Annotated in this window: 34 protein-coding genes; 2 read left to right on the forward strand and 32 right to left on the reverse strand. The window is 36.4% G+C overall.

All coding sequences use genetic code 11. From position 1 onward, the window contains the following. Position 1: 1 nt before the first annotated feature. The 10 genes from JG50_RS0114765 to JG50_RS0114810 all read right to left on the reverse strand — a co-directional run bounded on the left by JG50_RS0114765 (position 2) and on the right by JG50_RS0114810 (position 5,328). Entirely contained in the window at positions 2-889 is an 888-nt protein-coding gene (locus tag JG50_RS0114765) for a hypothetical protein (RefSeq protein WP_033101883.1), read from the reverse strand. A 38-nt stretch (positions 890-927) separates the two neighbouring features. Next, positions 928-1,440: a hypothetical protein gene (locus tag JG50_RS0114770; protein ID WP_033101884.1), complete on the reverse strand. Its 513-nt coding sequence runs from the start codon at positions 1,438-1,440 to the stop codon at positions 928-930. A 64-nt stretch (positions 1,441-1,504) separates the two neighbouring features. Then, on the reverse strand, positions 1,505-2,788 hold the full coding sequence (dcm, locus tag JG50_RS0114775; protein WP_033101948.1) for a DNA (cytosine-5-)-methyltransferase: 1,284 nt from the start codon (positions 2,786-2,788) through the stop codon (positions 1,505-1,507). 69 nt (positions 2,789-2,857) lie between these two features. After that, positions 2,858-3,064 carry a hypothetical protein gene (locus JG50_RS0114780; protein ID WP_033101885.1) on the reverse strand — a complete coding sequence of 69 codons (207 nt, stop codon included), beginning with the start codon at positions 3,062-3,064 and terminating at the stop codon, positions 2,858-2,860. 42 nt (positions 3,065-3,106) lie between these two features. Further along, the gene (locus JG50_RS0114785; RefSeq protein WP_033101886.1) at positions 3,107-3,289 is read right to left on the reverse strand and encodes a hypothetical protein; all 183 of its coding nucleotides are present in this window, start codon (positions 3,287-3,289) and stop codon (positions 3,107-3,109) included. Continuing rightward, positions 3,286-3,657 carry a hypothetical protein gene (locus JG50_RS0114790; protein ID WP_033101887.1) on the reverse strand — a complete coding sequence of 124 codons (372 nt, stop codon included), beginning with the start codon at positions 3,655-3,657 and terminating at the stop codon, positions 3,286-3,288. Before JG50_RS0114790 ends, JG50_RS0114785 begins: the two co-directional genes overlap by 4 nt. A gap of 14 nt (positions 3,658-3,671) precedes the next feature. After that, the gene (locus tag JG50_RS0114795; protein ID WP_052154375.1) at positions 3,672-4,148 is read right to left on the reverse strand and encodes a DUF7680 family protein; all 477 of its coding nucleotides are present in this window, start codon (positions 4,146-4,148) and stop codon (positions 3,672-3,674) included. 59 nt (positions 4,149-4,207) lie between these two features. Next, positions 4,208-4,639 (reverse strand): DUF6557 family protein, encoded by a 432-nt coding sequence (locus JG50_RS0114800; RefSeq protein WP_033101888.1) that lies wholly within the window; start codon positions 4,637-4,639, stop codon positions 4,208-4,210. Positions 4,640-4,672: 33 nt separating this feature from the next. After that, positions 4,673-4,876 carry a hypothetical protein gene (locus JG50_RS0114805; protein WP_033101889.1) on the reverse strand — a complete coding sequence of 68 codons (204 nt, stop codon included), beginning with the start codon at positions 4,874-4,876 and terminating at the stop codon, positions 4,673-4,675. Next, positions 4,873-5,328, reverse strand: a complete 456-nt coding sequence (locus JG50_RS0114810; protein ID WP_033101890.1) for a DUF6557 family protein — start codon at positions 5,326-5,328, stop codon at positions 4,873-4,875. The genes JG50_RS0114805 and JG50_RS0114810 overlap by 4 nt, the downstream gene beginning before the upstream one ends. 139 nt (positions 5,329-5,467) lie before the next feature. Here JG50_RS0114810 and JG50_RS0114815 point away from each other — a divergent pair, with 139 nt between their 5' ends. Then, positions 5,468-5,911, forward strand: a complete 444-nt coding sequence (locus tag JG50_RS0114815; RefSeq protein WP_033101891.1) for a hypothetical protein — start codon at positions 5,468-5,470, stop codon at positions 5,909-5,911. Positions 5,912-5,948: 37 nt separating this feature from the next. On the opposite strand, the gene JG50_RS19015 is transcribed toward JG50_RS0114815, so the two are convergent. From JG50_RS19015 to JG50_RS20220, 4 genes are read right to left on the reverse strand one after another with little or no spacing between them, the layout of a single operon-like run. Then, positions 5,949-6,623, reverse strand: coding sequence for a GIY-YIG nuclease family protein (locus JG50_RS19015; RefSeq protein WP_052154376.1), 675 nt, complete (start codon positions 6,621-6,623; stop codon positions 5,949-5,951). Continuing rightward, positions 6,624-7,838 (reverse strand): hypothetical protein, encoded by a 1,215-nt coding sequence (locus JG50_RS0114825; RefSeq protein WP_033101892.1) that lies wholly within the window; start codon positions 7,836-7,838, stop codon positions 6,624-6,626. Positions 7,839-7,888: 50 nt separating this feature from the next. After that, positions 7,889-8,872, reverse strand: coding sequence for a 3'-5' exonuclease (locus JG50_RS19020; protein WP_052154377.1), 984 nt, complete (start codon positions 8,870-8,872; stop codon positions 7,889-7,891). 6 nt (positions 8,873-8,878) lie between these two features. Next, the gene (locus JG50_RS20220) at positions 8,879-9,031 is read right to left on the reverse strand and encodes a hypothetical protein (protein WP_160173895.1); all 153 of its coding nucleotides are present in this window, start codon (positions 9,029-9,031) and stop codon (positions 8,879-8,881) included. Positions 9,032-9,127: 96 nt separating this feature from the next. Between JG50_RS20220 and JG50_RS0114835 the strand changes: the two genes are divergently transcribed. Beyond that, positions 9,128-9,511: a hypothetical protein gene (locus JG50_RS0114835; RefSeq protein ID WP_033101893.1), complete on the forward strand. Its 384-nt coding sequence runs from the start codon at positions 9,128-9,130 to the stop codon at positions 9,509-9,511. A gap of 3 nt (positions 9,512-9,514) precedes the next feature. Here the strand turns inward: JG50_RS0114835 and JG50_RS19025 are convergent, their stop codons facing one another. From JG50_RS19025 to JG50_RS0114910, 18 genes are all read right to left on the reverse strand, one after another. Further along, on the reverse strand, positions 9,515-10,147 hold the full coding sequence (locus JG50_RS19025) for an AAA family ATPase (RefSeq protein ID WP_052154378.1): 633 nt from the start codon (positions 10,145-10,147) through the stop codon (positions 9,515-9,517). Positions 10,148-10,160: 13 nt separating this feature from the next. Continuing rightward, a complete protein-coding gene (locus JG50_RS0114845) occupies positions 10,161-11,066 on the reverse strand; it encodes an FAD-dependent thymidylate synthase (protein ID WP_033101894.1) in 906 nt (301 codons plus the stop codon). Beyond that, positions 11,059-11,289 (reverse strand): hypothetical protein, encoded by a 231-nt coding sequence (locus tag JG50_RS0114850; protein ID WP_033101895.1) that lies wholly within the window; start codon positions 11,287-11,289, stop codon positions 11,059-11,061. The genes JG50_RS0114845 and JG50_RS0114850 overlap by 8 nt, the downstream gene beginning before the upstream one ends. Continuing rightward, on the reverse strand, positions 11,264-11,530 hold the full coding sequence (locus JG50_RS0114855) for a hypothetical protein (RefSeq protein WP_033101896.1): 267 nt from the start codon (positions 11,528-11,530) through the stop codon (positions 11,264-11,266). Before JG50_RS0114855 ends, JG50_RS0114850 begins: the two co-directional genes overlap by 26 nt. A 112-nt stretch (positions 11,531-11,642) precedes the next feature. Then, entirely contained in the window at positions 11,643-12,086 is a 444-nt protein-coding gene (dut, locus tag JG50_RS0114860; RefSeq protein ID WP_033101897.1) for a dUTP diphosphatase, read from the reverse strand. Continuing rightward, positions 12,083-12,256: a hypothetical protein gene (locus JG50_RS20225; protein ID WP_160173896.1), complete on the reverse strand. Its 174-nt coding sequence runs from the start codon at positions 12,254-12,256 to the stop codon at positions 12,083-12,085. The genes dut and JG50_RS20225 overlap by 4 nt, the downstream gene beginning before the upstream one ends. Further along, positions 12,253-12,384 (reverse strand): hypothetical protein, encoded by a 132-nt coding sequence (locus tag JG50_RS20915; RefSeq protein WP_258560233.1) that lies wholly within the window; start codon positions 12,382-12,384, stop codon positions 12,253-12,255. Before JG50_RS20915 ends, JG50_RS20225 begins: the two co-directional genes overlap by 4 nt. Next, the gene (locus tag JG50_RS0114865; RefSeq protein WP_052154379.1) at positions 12,381-12,785 is read right to left on the reverse strand and encodes a DNA ligase LigA-related protein; all 405 of its coding nucleotides are present in this window, start codon (positions 12,783-12,785) and stop codon (positions 12,381-12,383) included. Before JG50_RS0114865 ends, JG50_RS20915 begins: the two co-directional genes overlap by 4 nt. Before the next feature lie 102 nt (positions 12,786-12,887). Continuing rightward, the gene (gene nrdJ, locus JG50_RS0114870) at positions 12,888-15,170 is read right to left on the reverse strand and encodes a ribonucleoside-triphosphate reductase, adenosylcobalamin-dependent (RefSeq protein WP_033101898.1); all 2,283 of its coding nucleotides are present in this window, start codon (positions 15,168-15,170) and stop codon (positions 12,888-12,890) included. Between the two features lie 66 nt (positions 15,171-15,236). Further along, positions 15,237-15,413, reverse strand: coding sequence for a hypothetical protein (locus JG50_RS20230; RefSeq protein WP_160173897.1), 177 nt, complete (start codon positions 15,411-15,413; stop codon positions 15,237-15,239). After that, positions 15,410-15,886: a crossover junction endodeoxyribonuclease RuvC gene (locus tag JG50_RS0114875; protein WP_033101899.1), complete on the reverse strand. Its 477-nt coding sequence runs from the start codon at positions 15,884-15,886 to the stop codon at positions 15,410-15,412. Before JG50_RS0114875 ends, JG50_RS20230 begins: the two co-directional genes overlap by 4 nt. Further along, positions 15,883-16,938 (reverse strand): hypothetical protein, encoded by a 1,056-nt coding sequence (locus tag JG50_RS0114880; RefSeq protein ID WP_052154380.1) that lies wholly within the window; start codon positions 16,936-16,938, stop codon positions 15,883-15,885. The genes JG50_RS0114875 and JG50_RS0114880 overlap by 4 nt, the downstream gene beginning before the upstream one ends. A gap of 97 nt (positions 16,939-17,035) precedes the next feature. Next, positions 17,036-18,166, reverse strand: a complete 1,131-nt coding sequence (locus JG50_RS0114885) for a DNA polymerase (RefSeq protein WP_033101900.1) — start codon at positions 18,164-18,166, stop codon at positions 17,036-17,038. Between the two features lie 97 nt (positions 18,167-18,263). Then, the gene (locus JG50_RS0114890; RefSeq protein WP_033101901.1) at positions 18,264-18,692 is read right to left on the reverse strand and encodes an HNH endonuclease; all 429 of its coding nucleotides are present in this window, start codon (positions 18,690-18,692) and stop codon (positions 18,264-18,266) included. Continuing rightward, positions 18,689-20,473 (reverse strand): DNA polymerase, encoded by a 1,785-nt coding sequence (locus JG50_RS0114895; RefSeq protein WP_081943966.1) that lies wholly within the window; start codon positions 20,471-20,473, stop codon positions 18,689-18,691. Before JG50_RS0114895 ends, JG50_RS0114890 begins: the two co-directional genes overlap by 4 nt. Positions 20,474-20,506: 33 nt before the next feature. Continuing rightward, complete coding sequence (locus JG50_RS0114900; protein ID WP_033101902.1) at positions 20,507-20,797, reverse strand: hypothetical protein; 291 nt, start codon at positions 20,795-20,797, stop codon at positions 20,507-20,509. 74 nt (positions 20,798-20,871) lie between these two features. Next, positions 20,872-21,192 carry a hypothetical protein gene (locus tag JG50_RS0114905; protein WP_033101903.1) on the reverse strand — a complete coding sequence of 107 codons (321 nt, stop codon included), beginning with the start codon at positions 21,190-21,192 and terminating at the stop codon, positions 20,872-20,874. A 53-nt stretch (positions 21,193-21,245) separates the two neighbouring features. Then, positions 21,246-22,079: a hypothetical protein gene (locus JG50_RS0114910; RefSeq protein WP_033101904.1), complete on the reverse strand. Its 834-nt coding sequence runs from the start codon at positions 22,077-22,079 to the stop codon at positions 21,246-21,248. Between the last annotated feature and the right edge of the window lie 130 nt (positions 22,080-22,209).

Genomic DNA, 22,209 nt, shown 5'->3' on the forward strand with positions numbered 1-22,209 from the left:
TTCATTCCCCTTTGTTTAAATCTTCAATTCGATAAGTTTTTACTGGTCGATTTTCATTCAGTTTTTCGATTTCCTTAATCCTCATTTCCTCTCTCAATTTGCGAAGTGACTTTTGCCCAACCGTTCCATGATCAACTTCCAGATCTCCCAAATAGTGCATCCATTGTTCAAACGATATGGTTTCAACATCATTGTGTGGTTTCCAATTTGGAGATAAAACCCGGTTTTCTTGCCAACTTCTTTCTTCCCGTCTTTCACTTATTCCGAATAGTTCTGATTGTGTCAATTTCGATCCTGTTTCCCGTTCCCGTTTCAAAGAAACCTTGTGCAATACCTTGCAATGGTTACTGCAAAATTTTGTTCTTCGATCAAAACCACCTTTGCCAACATAGAACACATTGGAACAACGATAAAATTCACACGTTTTGAGATCCTTCAAAATTCGTTCTGCTTTCTTCTCAGTAACCAAACCAACATCCACATAACCTTTCATCAATTCCTTAATCTCATCAATTGTGGTTCCCTTGTTTTGTTGTTTAACTTCTTCAATCAAACTGTTATATTCCAATTCTTCAAGCTGTACTAATTTATTTTCAAAATATTTTGCTAATAAATATTCATCTAAATGAATAATCAAATTTCCAAGTTCCTGCAGTGTGGTGATTCCTGAAGTTCGTTTCCTGAACTTTGGAATTGCTGCATTGACATTTCTGTTTTGTGGAAGTTCTGCAGGTGGAAGTTGATCGAAATGCTGTAGATAAGAATCAACTGTTTCTTCAATTGCAGTCAAAAGAAATTCCATCGAAATTTCATGATCCTGCACCTTTTGCTTTAAACGATTGCAGGTTTCATTGTATTGGTCGATCACTTGTTGATTCGTCAGATTCATTCAACATCAACCCTTTCATTAAACTTTTGAACTACAAATTAACTAACTTCTTCAATTTCTTCATCAAAATCAATACTAATAGGAAACCATACATAATCATCTGCGTTCAGTTCATAAACTAATTTATTTCCCCAAGGGAAAAATGGTTTTGGCTCACAACCGTCAACAAGAAATTGCAAATCATGTTTTTTCATTATTGTGAATAATGGTTGTTTAGTGGTTAGACCATTTACCCACAAGATTCTAACATCTTGTTTAAGATAGGAATTTACCTGGTATGTTTTAATCCTGAACACTTGTTGCATTTCACGGTTGAATTTCACTTCCAAAGGAACACCATTCACAAGAAAATCCGCTTTTGTGGTTACTCTCTTCTGTACCTTTCCTGTGTTATCCGTCCCGTTGTCCTTAATGGTTAATTCAATTCCAAATTTATTAAATATGTGATTTGCGTAAGCATCAACAATTTTCCGTTCAATCATAGTACATTCAAAAATATCTTTCTTAAATTGTTCAGGTGTGCGATTGTCCATCCGATATGCTAAACTCATGTCTCCATTCCCCCATTTGTTTTTGGAAATAAAAAAGGACTAGGAAAAATCCTAGTCCCTCAATTCATTTCAAATATCCATTTACGATAACTTTTCCAAGTTCTCCAATAACGTTCACAGTGACAGCATTACCTGCCATTTTGTAAAGTTGTGAATCTGAAATCCCTTCACCCTTTAATTTGTGGTAAAACTCATCGGGAAACCCTTGTAGTCTGAAACATTCAAGTGGTGTTAATTTTCTTATCCTGTAAATTGGGAAGTGACCAATGGCAATTCCATGCCTATCAATTGCAGTTAATGTAAAAGCAGGTTCCCCATCTTCTTTGAACCTTCTTCCGTTTTGTCTTTTGTTTAATCTATCTGGTGTTAAAACCGGACGAACTTCTAACACATGTGTTCTTCTTCCTTTTCCAATTGAACCAGGACCAATACCCTTTCCATAACTAGCATCAACGCAATATGAAATTCCATAGCCATCTGAAAATTGTTGTGGTTCAATTATCTTTTCCCTGTGACCACCACCCATTGTGGTTAAGGTTGGACAAATACCAGTTGGATCATAAACACGTTTAACACAATCAGCACCTTTCATTTCCAAGTGTCCAACCATTTTCAAATCATTTGCAGGTGCTTGATATTTTTCGTTCAGTTTTTCAAGCAATTTTTTGGCCTTTTCTTCTTTGATGTAATATTTTTCAGCAACATTTTCTTCAAGAACGTCAATCAATTTTGTGGCCACTTCATTGTTTGATGGAAATGGAAAGTTAAAAGTTTTCAATCCAAGTTTGTTCAATCGTTTCTTTGCTTTTGCAACCGAATTGTTTCCAACCACTTTATAAGGTTCTGTTTTTCCATCCAAAATTCCAATGATGAATATCCGTTCCCTGTTTTGTGGAACACCAAAATATTTACTGTTCAAAACTTCAAAATCAACTGCATATCCAAGTTCAGAAAGTGTTTGAATGATGACTTCCAACGTTCTTCCTTTGTCGTGGCTCACCAAACCTTTCACATTTTCCAACAACAAAACTTTAGGTTTCTTTTCTGCTGCAATTCGTGCAACTTCAAAGAATAAGGTTCCCCTGGTGTCTTCAAACCCTTTCCTTTTTCCTGCGATACTGAATGCTTGACACGGAAAACCTCCAACTAGCAAATCATGATTGGGAATTTCAGTAGCATCAATTTTTGTTATGTCCCCGTGCGGTTTGATTCCATGAACAATTTCAAAGGACTTAGCAGTTTTTTGGTCAATTTCTGAAGCAAAAACACATTCACCTCCAAGTTTGTTCAATGCAGTTTCAAAACCACCAATTCCAGAAAACAAAGAAGCATATTTGAACATTTCCATTCCCCCATTGTTTTGTGGAATAAAAAAGACCACCAACATCAACTGCTGGTGGTTAATCAAACCAAAATTCTATTTTTCCAAATCCATTTCAATAAATCTTCTTGGTATCTTCTCCCCAGGATAATCAGGGTCATGTTCAAAAATCACGTCAACCCATCCCCAACCTTTTTGGGGCGATGGTCCAATCCTGACAACCTTTCCGATTAGTCCTTTAAACTTTGGATCAGCGTGTCTTGCGTCCTTACGAACTTTTACCTTGTTTCCACGTTTGAACATTTCGTCATTCCTCCAATTTGTATAATTAGTTTAATTTCTACATCACGAATTGAAGTGCTGCTTTGCCAATTCCAGCACTTCCTTTTTGTGATGAACCAATTCAGTTTTAACCAATCTTCCCTTCTTAAACAATTTCACTTCCCAATGATTCCCGTGACGTTTTGCGTTAATGCTTTTTCCTTCAATCGTTTCAATATAAGCAGTTCTGGGGTTCAAGTTAATCATTTCAATTCCCCCTTTAATTGTGCAATCCACATACCTTGTTCATATGGAAAAACTTCTTTCAATTTAGCAACAAATTTCATAGCTTCTTCATCTGAGGTGAAAACAATAGCTTCATTAGCATTGAATGAATAGATAACTTGAAGCGTTCTTTCATCAATTCCAGCATAATAAACAATTTCGTCAAGTGTGATCTTTGTTAGAACAAAACCACCAACTTCACCATCTTCCATTTCTTCCTTCATAATTCTTGTTTGCAAGTGCTTATAATCTTCCTTTAGGTTAGATTCAGCAATTTTTGCATTCTCAATTTCTTCAAATTCATCCCAATCCTGCCATTCGCCATGTAAGTAAATTTGAAGGATATACAATTTTCATTTCCTCCCTAATTTCTTTTTATTTTTCCAATCATTCTGATAACCAACTCATCATCACCCGGTTTTCCTGATCCGCACAATATAGTTCTAAGACCTTCAATTGCCCATCTAGCAGGATACCCGGGAAGATCAACAATTCGTGACCACCAATATGTTGCTTCTTCTTTACTGAATCTTTCAACCCGTAAAGCAATCAATTCTGCACGTTTTCTATCCTGCAAACGTTGTTGTAACTTCATAATTAAAGCCAAATGATAAAATGATTTCTCTGTAATGTTCATCTTCTGCCCTGGTACAATTTTACTTTGCAATTCTGCGGGTGCACCGTAATCATCCGTCTCATATGAAATAATTCGTTTGATAACAGGGAGGCAAGCAGATAGATTAGTTCCATAGATACTACATTTGTTTGTTTGATTGTTCCTTTTCTCAGTCAGCGTGAGAGTAAGACCGTTTTTGGTGCTTTTGGATACTGTTAAAAGCACAACTCATTTCCCCTTTCCTTGAGAAATTAAAAAGGACCGGTAATTGGTTTCTGGTCCAATCACTTCAAAGATTTAATTGCTTTAATCAAATCATTCTTTGTATCTTCAACTTTCCGTTCGGAAAAACCGTGAAAAGTCATTTCCCATAAACTGTGACTAACAATTTCAGCAGGTGAAAACCGTTTTAATGAATCTTCTGATACCTGCATTCCCAACCATTCATTCCAGGGTGTAAAGGATGGAACGAAAAATTCCCCATTGATCAAATGGGAGACTGCAATAAATTCCCCACCATCAATGAAATTTTTCGCATATCCAACAACAATTTCCCCTTCAACTTCTTCAGGTTCCATTTCATTCAAACGATTGAACACATTCTCAAATCCAAAAAATGATTTATTCCAATCTTCTTCATATTCAACTTGTAGAACTTCTGCAACTTCATTCCAAGAAACACGATCAACCAACTCTTTGAATTTCACGTTTTTCATGTCCATGTCTCCATTCCCCCAAGAACAGTTTTATTAATCGCTTGAATCCCAACTGTGGATCAAAACGTTCCCTTCAACCTTATGGAAACCGTAAGGATCAATAAAAGGATATACTTCACTGTTCCAATATTCTTCAATAATTTCATTTTCATCAAATCCTTCATGTCCTTCAATTTCAATAGCACGTTCGTGAAAACCATATCTTGAACTTTTGTGTTCTTTCACTTTAAATTTCATTCTCCATTCCCCCATTCGCCGGGCAACCGGCCAAAGATTTTCATGTAGTTGTTTTTTATTTGTCGTGGCGAAAATCCGTACTCCGTCATTTCAAACATCACCATGAAAACCACGTCAGCAGCATCAAAATCTTCATCATCAATATCTTGAACTTCCATTCCCAAAACTTCTTCCCAAGGTATGAAATCAAAACTTGATGTCTGGCCATTGTTATAAACGATAATTGGTTCAACTTCAACAAATTCTGCATCTTCGTTTTCATCAAGAATTGTAAAATCAAATTCGATCACGGCATCTGTTTCTTTTGGTTTCATTGCCTTCATGATCTGATGAGCAATCGAAAATCCTTTTGTGTAGCTGTCGATCTTTTCAGGTTCAAGTTCAAAGTTTTCTTCAATCCGTTCCTTTATTTCATCAAAACCAACACCCAAAATGTAATCTTTGAATTTCATTTTCATGTTCTCCTTTCTTTTTCCCCTTCACTATATATATGGGGAACGTTTTACTCAAAGGTGACATAAGGGAAAACTTTTTTCTCATTAATTTTTGGTGTAAAATATTCCTGATTAATCCGAATTGGGGGAATGGAAATTGAATGACGAGATATTGGGGAAACTAAAGGAGATTGAAGCGAAACTTGACCAGATGGTTACATATGAAGAATTCAAACAAGTGGTCACCACATTGGAAACCATTGTTGAAGGTGAAGTTTCTGCTTCTAAAGAAAAAGTGGAAGACAAAGCTGAAGCTGGTGACATGCTTCTAAAATCATTGCTGGACGGTTTGGAAACCAGGATCAACCGCAAGTTTGGCGTTATTGAAACAAATCAACTAACGATCATGGAAAACATAAATGGCCTATTGGAAAAGCTGGACAAGAAATTTGAACAGGATGAAATTCACAAGGAAAAATTGAATGATCTGTTAGAAGAAATTGTGGATAAGCATAAAACATATGATGATACTTTCCGTTTCTTTGATGAGCGGTTAAGAACCCTCGATTTTATTATCAGAAGGAAATTGGGCGAATTATAAAAAGAGGAGGGAACCGTTTTTTGGTTCCCTTTTTTTGTCAATCCAGGTGTCTGTTTTTCAATTCAGCCAAGGCAAGCTTTGCATAATGTTCGCTGCATCCCGTTCTTTTCATCAAACTATGCCTTCCTACACGTCCAACTTCCCTTTTAATATCTAGTGCAGCAGCCATTAGTGCATTTAAATCTACTAGCACATTCTTGCTTTCCACTTTTATGTCGTTTTCCTTGGCTATTTCTTTAAAGGTGTTGGTTCCTTCTAATGTGCCTTTGAGAGATTGAAGTAGATAAATGTTATTCTGATGCGTTTTTATTTCCATGTCAATGATCACGTTAATGGCTTCAGTCACAGTTAATCCTAAGTTATAGCAATAATTTTTGAATTGGTGATATAGTGCATTACAAATTCTTTCATGCATATCTTTGTTATCTTCACAAGATTGCAACCGCATATTATATCCTTTATCATAGGCATCGAGTTTGTCAATCCATTTTTGCTCTTTAGCATCCAATGAGTCAACATCGCATATTTCTAAAATCTTGAAAGCAAAAGCACCAATTCCCATTGAATCATATGCTTTTTGTAGTTTGATTGAATGATGCTCACCTTTTGCTAGCATCGCCATGTGCTGTTGGAATCGTGCTTCAATGTTTTTACTCTGCCCAACGTAGCATTCACCAGTGACTGTATTTTCAATTGCGTAGATTCCAATCATTTATACAACCTCCCTATTTTCTTCTTCCAATTGTTCCAGTGCTTTTAGTGCTCTTCTGGCCTGACCTTGTGTACATCCGGTCAATTTTTGCAATTTCACCCGGCCAATCTTCCCATGCTCTCTTTTATAACGTTTCGCCACTTCAATGATTTCTGCCAATTCTTTTTCATCATCTACCAATTCATTGCCTACCATTTTTTCGTTACCGTTTGCTAACTTACCATTATCATTTACCATTTTTCCTTCTACCATTTTTTCTTTACCAATGTTACCGTCTACCAATTTATCATCTACCGTTTTTTCCTTACCAATATCAGCTACCATTTCATTACCTACCGTTTTACCGCCTACCGTTTTCTTACCGTTTGCTTTTCTTTCCGGTAGGCTTACCACTTTACCGGATTTACCACCTACCGTTTTGTCTACCGTTCTTACCATACCATCGTTACCGTTTTGTTGCTCATCTACCGTTTCTACCGTCATTGCTTGTCTTACCATTTCTTTATCGTCTACCGCTTCTTTGGATGGTAGGTCTACCGCTTCCCTACCGCTTACCGTTTCCTCTACCGTCTTACCACTACCATTTGTTTGCTTACCATTACCACTTACCACTCCTACCACTTCATTCGGTAGGCTACCGTCACTTACCGTTTCGTGTGGTAGGCTGTTACCACTTACCGTTTTATTCGATAGGTCATTATGGTATTGGCTACCGCCTACCATTTCGCTATTCAATGTGGTAGATGGTTTGACTACCGCTTTTTTGGTGCTTACCATTTCATCTTCTTGCTCGCTACCGGATTCAGTTTCAATTCCAAACAGGTGTTTATTCTTCTCCATCCAAGTCAATAGTATTTTGATCAGAAGCAAAGCAACCACCGTTGAAGCTCCAACCGCTACACCTTCCCAATTCCCTACCTTTAAAGCATCACGAATATTTGACCACAATGTAAAGGACAATCCAAAAATCAAACAAAACCATGGGGGAATACCTCTCCCCCGCGATTCGGTCAGCACAATCACAGACAAAATGAAAACTGTATCTAGCGAAACCACACCCACATGATAGAGTAGGGGAGATGGGAAGTATACTAAATCCATAAACAATTGTAAACAATGCACATAGCTAATAATCACATTACAAAGCAAAATGAGGTAAGCACCAAAGCGAACGACATAGAAAACTTTCTTTTCTTTCTTTCTTTTCGCTTTCACCTTTCGATCCCCCATTTATATAAAATTAGGTGGGAACCTTTGGAGGTTCCCTAACTTGTTTTCTTTAACTCTTCCCTGGAAATGATTTTTGTGTAATCATTCGGCACATAATAAATCGGCCGTTCAGGTGAAGCCACAATTAAGTTTGTATAATCTTTTTCGTGCAATCCTTTTTTCCGCAACTCCTCTTTCAAAATCCTAAATAATTCAACTTCAGCTTCCACATCGTTCATAGCTTGATGTAACCGTCCATGTTCAATTCCATATCGCTCAACTAAATTTCCCAAACTTGCTTTACCTTCAGGATCAGCAAGAATTGCCATTGACCGGGTACAAATAAACCGTTCAACTGGAATGTGCTTATGGTATCGGGAAAGGAAACCAAGATCAAATTGTGCATTATGAGCAACAACAATTGAATCACCAATGAAACCATCCAAACATTGAAGTGCTAATTGTTCAAGCATTCCTGACTTTAAATCAACTTCATTAATTCCTGTAATTTCTTTTATATGGTCACTCAATGTAATCCCATCATTTAATGCAACTAAAGTGTGGAACTTTCCGATTTCATTCAGTCTTTTGTCAAGTTTAACCGCTGCAATTTCTATTACCTGATCACTTTTATAATCTAAACCTGTAGTTTCTACATCATATACAACATATGTTTTCGTTCCCATGTAATCCATCTCCTTCTTTTCCCCACAATAGGATTTTGAAATTTTGTGAAGTGATGCCTTCAAATCGTGATGAATTTTTCCTTTTGACAAACCTGTTTCAACTTCAATTTCATTAACTTCAAACTGCTTTTCATAAAAATAATAGATCACTTGTTTTTCTGTCTTGGTCAATCCTGCATTCCGAATTACACGTTGAAGATCAACCACAAAATCAATGCAAGCATGATTTTGATATTTTTCAACGTGTAATTTATGGATATCCCGTAATGCTGCATGCACGCCACTTGTTTTATTCATTGGATATCGCAATTCTAATTGCTTCATCTGGTGTTCTGTGTTATATCCAACAGCCATATCCTTTCATCTCCTTTGCTTTAACCATTCATTTTCCTGCAACTTCTTTATTGAAATTGAGGCCTTATGAATGTTTTCCATCTGTTTTTTAATTTGTTTAATTTCTGGTTTCAATTCTTCCATTTCTTTAATTAAATCCTGATATATTTTTCTATCCAATCGTGATCCCTCCATTAGGCGGCATAAGTTTGTCAATTTGTTCAATTTCATCTATAATGTAAGCAGTCAGTGATAATTGGAAGGTAAGGTGATTAGATGCCAATCATCCCTTTTAACAATGAAGATTTTAAGTCGACTGGTGAAATGGTCGTGACGGTTGATAAAAACAGAAGGATTTATATCAACCGTCAGGTTCAACGTTATTTTGATGCAGTTGAAAAACCGATTAAACTTTATTTAGGTTATGATCCAGTTAATAAAAGAATTGCACTTGCAAAACCTGATGTGGTGAGACTTACGAACCACAGACCAGTTCAGTTCAACAAAGCAGGTTTCATAAGTGCTAGAACCTTCATTGATAGGTTTAAGATTGAATATAAAGATGGACCATATCATTATATTTATGACGGCAAAGAAAATGGTTGGCTAACCTTTCGGCTCCAAGGTTATGAAGCACCGGATCAGCCAACCAAAAGTTGAACATCAAAGCAATAAATGAGCACCTATTTTAATAGCGTGGTACGTCCAAATAAGGTCTTCTTGTGATTCTGTCAGCGGTTGTGAATTATCAATCAATGCATCATAAGCCAAAATATCAATCCATTTTTCCGTTTCATGGTTCAGCAGATCATAAGTTGGTTCAACGCCACGTGCCTTAATTCTTTCCATTCTTTTTACAACGTCACATTCAATTTTGATTACTGGAAAATCGTACTGAAAACAGAACAACCGTTCATTCGGTTGTCTTAAATCCGTAATCACAAATTTTCGATTGCCAAATTCATATTGGCGATAAAGATTACAAATCAAACAATCAATCCAAATGTCTTCATATTCTTTTCTGCAATTTTGGCCAAACCATTGATATAGATGTTGTGGTTTTGGTTCCTTTGGTATCCCCGTCATTTTATGTGCATAATGTTTCAACCAATTCCCAAAAGACGTTTGTACATGACCAAATTTTTCAGATAAAAAATTGGCAAGCGTATCTTTGCCGCTTGCCATTTTACCCATAAAAGCAATGACTTCAATTTTATCTAGGAAATCTAGATAAGGAACTTTTGATTTTTCACGAATTTCAGCAACCACATTCTTGAAATCAAGATCAATGTTCATCTTCATTCCTCCATTACCAGATAGATTTTTGCTTTCCAAACTTTTCACGGAAAAATTCTTCAATGTCAGCATCCCAAATTTTATTTAAACCATGAGAAATAACACCATCATAAGCACCTTCATCATCATAACCATATCGATCAATCAATTCCTGCTGATATTCCTTACCACCACCAACTTCAAACAGCAATTCTGCAAAGGTGGTTTTCTTTTTTCTCAACTTTTTCTGAACATCTTTCCACTCCTTTGTGTGCGGTCCGTAAAGTTCATAAACCGTTTCCCATAATTCAGGATCAACAGCATGACAGAGTGCAAACATCCCTTTCACAACTTCAACCGTTAACCCTTGGGCTCCGACTTCAAAAATTCTTTGTGGGAAAAGTGCTTGAATCAAGGTTTGAAAGTTGAACTGAAGTTTGAAGGTGTTCATGTTTGCATTAACTGGCATTGCTGCACGGGCAACCTGTGGTGATTCACCTGCATCAATTAAATCATGATATGCATACATTGATTCCTTAATTTTTTCAGCAACTAATTCTTTATTTTTTATTTTGTCCATCGGCAACGTGCATGAAGTAGAAATCAAAGCACGATTTCCACCTGCAACTCTCATATTCATTGTTTTGTACGTAATTAGATGATCGTACACCTGCTTTGCTACATCGTAAAATTTGAATGTAGCAGTTTCACCACGGAAAATTTCAAGTGCATGACCTAGTTTTAATATATTCAACGGTCGTCTAATGTTGTCTGTATCAGGTTTCCCAAGATAAATTGCAGCAGAATCTGCAAGGTTTAAACGGTCAGGATCAGAATATCTGTAAAGCTCAATCTGGAATGTGCCATTATCATAAACCAAATTTCCCTGCTCATTCTTTTTAATAAATTTCCCCATTTCCTGGATCATTGCTTTATTCATCTTTACCACCACTTTCTTCTTGAGTAAAGAAAACTTGGTTTGCTTGATCCCGTAAGTCTTGGAATTCATAGTACAGTTTTAGTTTATACATGGCACGTTCTTCTTTTGAACCTCTTGTCTTGTCTCTTTTAGATAAACGGTTTCTGGCTTCTTTCAACCTTTTTTTAGTTGTGTGATAAACCATTCCATGGTTAATCTCATTTATCCGTTTTTCTTTGTTCATCTTCTCTAACCTCCATAAAAGTAATTAGAAAATCCAAAGCTGAAACAACATCTTTAGCCAATTTCCTCAAACATTCAATTTTATCCTCAACAGGTGCTTCTCTGTCTGCACGGGCAATAATTTCACCGTCCATCAATATTTGAACCTCAAACTTTGACGTTTTATGATCATTCCATAATCGTTCATACTCACGTAAAAATTCAGCTTGGTTTTTCTTATTGCTGAACATTTCATTTTCCATTTCCCACTCCTCCTTTTAATCAAATGGTTCAATATCATCTTTATCAGAGAACTGACGAAGCATGATATTCACCACCTTTAAAAGAAATGGACGGGAAGAAAATTCCCCGTCCTTAAATGTTTGTGCTACCGAACCCACCACCCCTATCATAGCCTGTAAGTTCATCAACAACTACAATTTTTGCAATAATGATTTCTTTGATCAAAGCTTGTGCTATCCTGTCACCATCGTGAACAATAAAATCATTTTCACCATGATTGATGAGAATCACCCCAACCTCATTTTTAAATCCATGGTCTACAGTCCCCGGCGAATTAAGAACCGTAATTCCGTGTTTCAATGCCAAACCTGAACGTGGACGAATCTGCAGTTCATAACCAAATGGAACTGCAACAGCAATTCCCGTCCCAATAACAGCATGTTTGCCTGCTTCAATAACCATCGTTCCATCTGGAATTCTTGCATGCAGATCAAACCCTGCACTTCCAAATTTCTGATATTCAGGAACCAAAGATGCATCAGAAAGAAGTTTCACTTCCAATTTTGCATGTTTCATTTTTCATCTTCCCCTTTATCTGGAATAATTCTAATACCATGAATCGTCAACCAAACACCAGAACCAACTAACCTATCGAAAATGTGATTTAAAACAAAAGCTTCTGCTTCACGTTCAGTTCTAGGTGTGAAACCTAGAAAATGAATAGACAAGTTTACTTTAGCCATCATTTTTCGTCTTCACCTTTGCTTCTGTAGATTTTTTCATAACGATCTAAGTTAAGATTTCCAACCACAAATTCAGATTCATCAATTTCACCATTCTGATATAATTCATATAGTTCTTCAAATTTGGTCATGGGTTGTTTCCTCCTTTGATTTGATCAAGTAAACCTTTTTCCTTCAACCATTCAACAGAGGATTTTAATCGTCGTGCAGCTTCAACAATTTCAGGAAGATGAATTGGAAGGTCAAAACCACTTGTTGTTTCTGTGTAATCTTTGAAATATTCATGATAAATAACTTCCTTCGATAGTTCGGAAAAAGTTTTTTGAAGCAATTGAAGATCCTTCCCTAATTGGTCATATGTGTGATCATCAATTTCAGTATGATTCATTCGATAATAAAGGCAGCTATGAACCAAAATCTGTTTTCGTCTACGTTTGATCAACTCCTTAATCAAATCATTAAGGTTTGCATCTTTCATAAAGGTTTTCTTCATTCGGTTTAATTCTTGTTTTAAATGTGTTGGAAGTTTCATTTATTTTTTCCCTCCTCATTATATATATGGGGAACAAATCGACCAAAAGTGACATAAAAAGAAAAAAAATTCCCGGCCTAGATTGACCGGGTGTTGTTTTCATTATTTAATTGGGCAATGGCCACCTTGACATTCCCCAACCACATCATCACTATCATCAAAGGAATTCAATGAATCGATCAATTCCCAAGGTTTATGTCTAATGCGTTTAATTTCCTGCTCGTAACGTTCCTTGGAAATGGTTTCTTCAGGCATTTGGCGATAAGCACCAGATTCAATATAAGGCAACAATGACGTTGATTTAATCGTGTCTTTATATTTGAACAGTAGTTCTGCAATTTGATTAACAACTTTTTCATCTTCAATTTCATTTGTTCCTTTGTGGAAATTCAACGTTGCAGAAACTGCATTGTCAGACCAATATTTTGCAAGAAGTGCTTGAATTGCAAATTGTTCTTTCAAGCTGATTGTTCCCCTGGTCTGAAAATCTGGATGCTCTGCAGTTGGTGCTTGAATTGGGAATTCAAACACCATGGTTCCATGATCCCAAATATCATTTTTGTTTTCATCATATCCTTTGTGCAAGAATTCCCACTTATAATTGCATCGAATAAGAATTTCCACCAAAGGATTGTTTGCAGCAAACCGAATTCTTCTGATTAGATAAGGTGCTTGATGTGCGTGCATGCCAGCAGAAACGCCCATCATAATGGAAACTGTTCCGCTTGGTTTGACCGTAGTCAATTTGATTGAAGGATTAGCAAGCAATTCTTCAGCATGTAGTTTGTTGGTTTCCTTCACCCATTTGTACATTTGATCCAAGCATTCAACAACTTCTGCTTTATAAATTGGATTATCATTTTCGTCAAAACCAAGAACTGCTTTTCCGTCAAATTTCATCAAAACCCAGTCCATGAATCCAGTTAAACCAACGCCCAACCTTCTTTGCTGGTTAATAATTTTCCTTGTAACTTCCCAATCATATTTACGGAAAGTAACACGGTAAGCATATCTTGTACCAAGATAACATGCTTCCTTATATAAATCTTCAGTTTCAATTCCTTTTTCAATCAATTCATGAATTTTTGGCAAGTTGATTTCAAACAAGTTACAAGGTGAACCGTTTGGCAGCGTGATTTCCCCGCAAGGATTAAATATTTCAACAAACCCATCAATCATTTCTTGCCAACCGTCAATAATTCGTCCTGTGTTTTGTGCCAGTTCAATGTTGGTGTACCCAGGTTCACCGTTGCAATAAATATTGTTAGCCATTTCCTTAAATTCTTCTTTTGTCGTTTCCCTTGTTACAGAAACAGAGTTATTGCTTGCCCATCTCCACTGACTAGCAACCAGGTTTTCAGGTTTGGAATAGTTTTTGGATTCAACAAATTCTAAATCCTCAACATCCCCAACAAGGATCAATGCTGATCTTCTTACATTGCCGGCGACAACACAGCAACCGATATTCTGAATAATATCGCCCCAATGCACTGGGGAAACTTTTTGTCCCACATTTTCATTCAAAATATCGTTCACCACTTTCAACAGGTGAACGAGCGGTGCAGGACCTGATGCAATTCCTCCAAAACCTTTGATTGGATCACCTTTTGGACGAACATCAGAAATATCAATTGCTAAACTTGAATATTCACCAATAAAATGGCTATCAATCACCAATTGCAAAGATTCTGCCCAACCTTCACGAGAGTCAGGAACTTTAAAAACCTTGTCAACCACTGCATGATGATCATTAAATTTAATATGATCCTTCTCTGCTTGTTCTGCCAAATCACCATTAAAATCTTTATGATTTGGATCACAAATGAAATGAAGATTTATTTCTCTCTTCACGGTTGGCATCTGATTAACGTTTTTCCGTTGAACATTGACGCCAACTCCTCCGCCTTTCATTAACTGGTCAAATGTGAAAATGGCTGCAAACGAAGGAAGCAGTTCGTCAGAAGAACCAATGACGGGTTTTAAATGGGATTCGCCAAATTTTTGTGGCCGTGCGACAACGCCCCAACAATTGTTTTCTGCATCACCAGTTCTCAATGAAAATTTAGTTCCCGACATCCACAATCCACGGCCAGGAGGAGTGATGACAAGATTAAACATCAGGTGATAAAACCGTTGTGCTTCTTTCATCAATTCAGCTTCTTTTGCTAAATTCCATTTGCCGATTTGCTGCAATCGATCCATTTCTATTCCAAAATTACCTTCTGTCACACGTTTGCATGTTTCCCACCATTGTTCCATTGTCCCATCTTCTTTTGTTCGGGAATATGTTCGCAAATAAACGATATATCCTAATCCACCATATCCCCATTTCGGATTTTTCCCTTTATATTGAGACAAGAATTTTTCAGGTAAGTTGAATTTCATACGGCAACATCTCCTTTAATCAATTTTTATGAAAAAAGAAAAAGACCGTGAAGTTGTGGTTCACGGTCAATCAAATTCAACTTCTGCTTGAAAACGAATATTTTCCCAAAGTTCGACATATCCCTCATAATCTTCATAACGTTGAAAATTAGGATTGTTTAATTCAATGTTCTTCCCAACCTTTCTTTCAAGATGTTCTTTGATGATTTTAATCAATTCTTCTTCAGAAAATGTGATCATCATTTTTCCATTCCTCCAATTAACTCATTTTCAATTGCAAAAGCCAAAGCAACAGCACCAGCATCAGATGCATCATTGGATTCAAAAGTAAAATCTTCTGCCAGGTTCAAGAATTTCCTAACAGAAGATTCAACCGTTTCTTTTGAATTTGCGTTCATCAACTTTTTAATCTTTTGTGGTGCAATTTCTTCAATTTCAACACCAAAGGAAACATAAACTGCACCAACCACACGTTCCAGTGCTTTTGTTGCTTTGTTGAATTTCACAAAGGAATTTTCACGAACAACCACATCAATTTCATGGTCCCAATAGACACGTAATAAATGGCTGGTGATCCTTTTCAACTTTTGGTTCAGGTTATGCTTTGGATTTGCTTTCACAATTCCTGATTCCAGCAATTTCACTTTTCCATTTTTCACTTCAACAACTGCATATCCAGGTGAATTTAATGATAAATCAAGTCCTAATATCTTCACATTCCTTTCACTCCTTTGATGTAGGTCAAAACTGCTTCTAAATTCTGCAGATGTTGTTTGTCAAAAGCGGTTGGTTTCATGATGTTTAGGCATTCTTCATATTCTTGTTCAAGTTCTTTAATTTCTTCATCTGTTGCAGATTCAGCAATTGCCCGTTTGAAATTGTTGAATGCCCACTTGTCAACGTCAATTTTAGGTGGTTTATTTTCTTTCACTGCTTCAACCACTTCTGCGAATTCATCAAGCAGTTCAATCTTATGTTCTTCATCAACGTTGACATAAAAAGCACGAATATCTTGATATTTCAATTGATCTTCTTCATTTAGTTCCCAAGATTTTTTGGCAAGATTCACATAAACAATAAGGTATTCATTCAAACCATAAAGTTTGGAATATGCATAAACTTGCTTTACGTGGTCTTGTTGTGCTTCACGTAAGGAGTAGTTAGAGGTTTTATTGTAACTGGTTTGTTTTGTCTTGAATTCAACACCAACCCTTTTTCCGTCTTTATAGATCAGAATTCCATCTGGTTGACCTTGAATTGGGATTTCTAAACCGTTGTGGTTGTACACTTTTTGAACCTGGGCAAAACCTTCCCAAGCTGGAACTTTAAGGCCATTCATATTTAAGAACAATGGTTTGAAAGGTGGTTCTTCACCTGTCAATTGTTTATAATGTTTTGCGATGAATAGCAATTTCCGTTGCATCATTTTTCCGGTTAAAGTTCCAAGCTCTTTCCAACGGTTTTGATGCGGCTGTTGAGGTTCACGATCACGTTTATCACCTTTCAATTTGTGATAAAGTTCTCGTTTGCAACTATTAGCAGAAGAAGGCGTGAAACCAATAAACCGTTCATAAGGTTCATTCATTTCTTTTTTCAGAAGTGCAACTTCAGTTTCCAAAAGATAAAGGTCAATTTGTTTATCGTGAATTTCAGGGAAAGAATCGTAGGTGTTGATCATGCTTAAGAAATCGTGCTCTAGCATATCTTTCCGTTCTGCAATTTTTGCTTCTTGACGTTCCTTTTTAACTTCAGCAGCAGTTATGAACATTTTTGTTCCTCCTAGTTTTTTTTTTTGATTTTTAATCTCTCATTATATATATGGGGAACGTTTTGCTCAAAGGTGACACAAAAACAAAAAAAAAAAATTACACAGTTCTTTTTCCTGCAAACCATTCTTCAGGTGAAATTTCTTCCATCCAACGGTTCATGATTACAATATCCGTCTTCAATGGAACGTTCAATTTAACCGTGTTACACATAACGTCTTCAATTAATGCAATCGTTTCAGGTGTTACATCTTTTTCAGGAACCATCATCAACAATTCATCGTGAATAGAAGCAGGCAAGAACCAATCACCTTTTTCAATGCAAATTTTCCCCATTCTGTTACCGTTTTGCTTCAGAATATCTGCACCAGTTCCTTGAATTCTATGGTTGAATGCTTGACGTTCAAACCTTTTGAGTTTGCCAATTAGTTGCCTAATTTCATTAATTTCTTTTTGGATTTGTTTAAACCGTTGTTGTTCTTTGTAAGTTGGTTTTCCTTCTTTGTTCAACAACTTTTTCCGTTCCCTGTAAAGTTTGGTTAACTTATCTTCATTCATTGCAATTTCACGTTTAAGAATCTTGTATTCTGGAAACCTTCTTTTGCGGCCAAATAATGTTGGAACGTAACCGTTTATTTGCATGAAAAGAATTGTTTCTGCAACCATTTGTTCAAATTTGGGATAAAGTTCATTGAATTTCTTGATAAAGTGTTCACCAACTTCAATTGGAACGCCCATTGATTCAGCAAAACCTTTTGCAGATTGGCGATAAGCAACCGCCAACATTCCTTGTTTTGCTAATTTGCGGGGTTCAAATGCGGTTGCTGGTTTTTCATCCTTCTTTGTTCCACCGTCGCGGGAAACAGGATCAAACCAACATTTATCTTGACACCATTCACGTTTCAATTCAGGATAAAGAAATTTGAAAACAATCAAGGCAACATCAACATAAGGATCTTCGTCATTCCAATAAGCCTTAATCATGCTATCATCTTGATATTCCGTCCAAAGAATTTCAGCTTGAATTCTAGGTTCAATAGATGATAGATCGGCTCCAATAATCACATAACCTTCAGGTGGAATGAAGCACTTTCTTACTAATTCACCATCACCTTTAGATGGTAAGTTTTGCAAGTTCGTTCCTTTTTGCACTTTCCGTTCATCAGTGACAAGATAACGAACAATATCTAGGAAATTGGAATCATTCACGAAATTGTAATGGGTGTTCATACAACATCCTCCTTATGGTTTAATGGGGATTTTGGCATATGTTCTATTTCCCATAACCTTCTGGCTTCAACTGCTTCTTCTAGAGTCTTGAATTGACCTAAGTAATAATGTTTTCCATTAACACAACCTTGTGCTTGCCATTTGCCATTGTTTTATTGTCAATCCTAACGAAAGTGTTTTGACTATTACCTGAATGGTCAACCCATCTCAAATTTCGTTTTCTATTATCTAACGTATTGTGGTTTATGTGATCTACATGTAGCTGTTCATTTGGTGGTTCTCCAAGTACAATTCTGTGAAGGTAAATTACTTTTTCCCAAGGTTTTTCCCTGTCTGGTAACCATACTCTTTCTTTATTACAAACATAAAACCCAGATCTCTTTTTTGATAAATACCACTTCCTGTTGTTTGGTAATTGAACCTTTTCAAGGTCTTCAGTATCAATCAAAACTTCGTAAACTTCACCATTTCTTCTTTCAATAAAAATAACCGTGGTTTCACCACGGATTTCATAGCGATTTTTCAATTTTTACCCCACCTTTCTTTAATTTCTTCATAAACTTCAATCGGCCTACCATCATAACCGCTTGATGCATAACGACCTGTTTGTGCTCCTGTGCTATCAAACCGCGAATGAATTTTCCCGTCAATTTCAACTGCTTCGGGCAATTTACGAACATAAGTTGTCAACAATTTCTGAAGTGCTGACACTTCTTTTAATGGTTTCAATGCAGGTTCGGTTTCAAAATATTCTTTCAAAATCTTGGTTGAAGTGCTTCTTGTTTTTCCTCTCTCAAACTGCGGCGTAATGTCTTCAATCTTCAGGTAATCATAAATCAGATATGAGATGTGGTTATGGTTGGTCAAACTGAATTCAGTGATCCTGAATTTATCAGGAAGATTTTCAATTGTTGCTGCAACTGGTTTTTGTTTCAACAATCTATCCAATTCTTGTTTTGTCGTTTTGTAAGATTTCAAATGTGTCTTTCCTTGCTGTTCCCATTCCTTCAGTTTTTGTTTTTTCTTCTGAACACGTTCTTCCCAAGTTTTGATCCTTTTCTTTTGCGATTCAATCCAGGCATCGATATCTTTCTTTTTCAACTTCAACGTCATATTCCACAGGAATTCATCGTTAATGTTATAGGTTTCAAAAAGTTCCCTTTCCAATTCAGCAAGTTTTGACGTGAATTTTTCATTCAATTCATTCAACCGTTCAGAATCCAAATTGAAACCAGTTCTTTGAAGCATGAAATCAGTGGTTGGAAGGTTTTTATCAATTAAGGTGTAAACGTTGTATAGCTTATCGGTTTTTTTCATCACTTCCATTTGCCACTCAAACAGTTTCCAACCGTAAAGCGTATCTTTGATGGCATAAATTCCAACCAATTCAATATCGAAAGGTGCAGGTGAACAATTGCCGAACAAATCATCGAAGGTGAAAATTTCTCCGTCAATCCCAAAGTGTTTCCCATATTTCCGAACCAACGGTTTCAAACCGTAAGATGGTTCATGTTCGTTCATCACTTTCATTGCGTTCAAAGTGTCCCAAATTAAACCGTTGATCTGATAACCGTCATTCACGGCCATGTGCATATCAAGCAACGTTGCACCCATATGAAACGTTTTGCCTTCAGTTTCTGCTTCCATGAATGGTTTAATTGCTTCCAGAACTTTGGAACGTGTCAATTGTGGATCATCTTTTTTATGCTGAAACTCATAAGGAATTTCCATCTTTCCAATTCGGTCAATTCCATGAACATGCCCATATGGAAGATAATAACCTTCATTCAAATAAGGTAACCAAATTGAAATACCAATGGTCAAGTCAATATAAGAATCAATTCCCGTGGTTTCAACGTCACCAGCAACCATTGATTTTACTCCCAAATCAATCCAACGGTTTTTCCAATGTTCTCTTTGCAACTTGCATTCTTGTCTTAACCGTTTCATGAATTGTGGAATCTCATGGTCATGACGAAGAATAAAGAAATTGTCAGGTTTGGTTTCAATCACTTTCCTTGCACGTTCACGTTTCAAATCCAATTCTTGTTGTTCTGCAATTTCTTTTCCGTAACGAACCAATTCAGCTTTGGAAATTGCACCATCTTTTTGACGTTGAATTTTCCCTGATAAGATTGCTTCTTTTCCAAGTTTGAACCAATGCAATTCACGTTCATTTGTGGGAATGTCTAATTGTTCGATTTGTTCAGCAAGCGGTTTATGCAGGTCGTTAACCTGCTTGATTCGTTCTTTTGCTGATTTTGCGTTGAATTGGGAATTTTGGTTTAAGGTCAATTTGATTTCCATCAATTCACACCTCCGAATTTATTAATTCCTTGTTTACTTATCGGAATTTATCCCATCAATTTTTTCCTTCACTTTTTCTAAATGCAGAGACATAAATTGATAAAATTGTTCAAAAGTTTCTTTTCTGGTTTTAAGCCAAGTGACAACAAATAATTTAGTGGTCTTTTCAACAATAGCCCAAGCTCTACGTGACCTTATAAGGTAAAACCCCATTCCTTCAAACTCAAAAAACTGCCCCAAATATTCAGATTCCTCGATACGACCCCAGAAATTCTGTTTAATTAATACTTTTTCCTTTTGTCTATTAAGTTTTATTTTATCCAATCTTCCCACCTCCAATTGAAATAAAAAGAAAAAAGAGGAATAGCACGAAACAACCTGCTATTCCTCCAAACCGTTCATTTGTCTGGAATCAAAGAATCAAAAATTGCATTTGAAATATTCATCCCACCAGCCGAATATAACAACCAATAATCACCTTCATCAAATCCCATTCGATCATAAATCAAATAACGAAAAGTTCCACCTTCTTGAAGATGTTCGTTCAACTTTTGAAACACCCAAGCAACTTGTTCAACTGTTGGCCGTTGTTCTTCAATCTTCTTTTCAACCTGCTTCTTCAATTGCTGGAATTCTTCTTTCCCTTCTTCCCAAACCTTTTTGAATTCTGGATTCTTCAATTGTTCTTCCAGGAATTTTTGAAGGAAATCTTTTTCCATTTCCCATTCCCCTTTCAAAATTGAAGGGGATGGAATTGAACCATCCCCAAATATTAAAACGGAAATTCATCACCTTCATCAGCAGCAGAAATAGGTTCAGTTTGGCCTTTCTTTTCTTCAGCAGCTTCAACTTTTTGTTCTTTCTGTTCAACTTCTGCATTTTCTTCATCAACTGGTGCTTCATAACCAATTTTGGTTACGTCAAATCCAAGTTTCACAAGGTCAAGCACTTTCTTATCTTCAGGTTTTACATACACCATTTTTTCAAACAAACCCATATCAAATTCACCGAATTTTGAAACATCCACTTTTACAGGTTTACGATCCTTGTCACGAACAACTGTTAATTTATATGTGGCTTTAACTCCGCTGCCTGTTTTTTCAAGAATCATTTCGCAATCAAGTTTTCCATCTGCTTCAAGTTCGATAATTCGATCAACCAAGTCATCACCTTGTTTTCCTCTGGTTCCAACAATGACAGGTTGACCAGTTTCCAGATTCCAAAAACCAAACATGTACCTGCGTTCCGCCTTTAATTCACGAACCAAAAATTCAGCGTGTTCCAATTCTTTTCCCTTCAGGTTTTTCATGTTTTTACGCAAATAACTAACTGCTTTATCATAAGCATCAGGTTCAATGTGACGTGTACAAATGCTAGGATAAATTTGATATTGTTGTGATAAAACGTATGATTGGTGGCTCCAAAATTCAACGTATGTTTCAGAATTGGGAAGTGCAACTTTCACTTTGTCGCCAATCTTGAAGTTCTTGCGAAGTTTTTTCAGTTCGTTTTGTTCTTGCTTCCGTTTTTCTTCTTCCAACCGTTTTTGTTCTTCCAATGCTTTTTTCTCAGCAATTTCTTTACCTTTTCCGGTGAACATGTTCATTTAATCATCCCCTTGGATTAAGTTTGTAACGGGGATTTTCATCCCTCACTATATATATGGGGAACGTTTTGCTCAAAGGTGACATAAGGAGAAATTTTTTTTTTGACTAGAATTGCGGTTCAGGTGGGGA

The sequence above is a fragment of the Thermoactinomyces daqus genome (assembly GCF_000763315.1).
GTDB classification, from domain to species: Bacteria; Bacillota; Bacilli; order Thermoactinomycetales; family Thermoactinomycetaceae; genus Thermoactinomyces_A; species Thermoactinomyces_A daqus.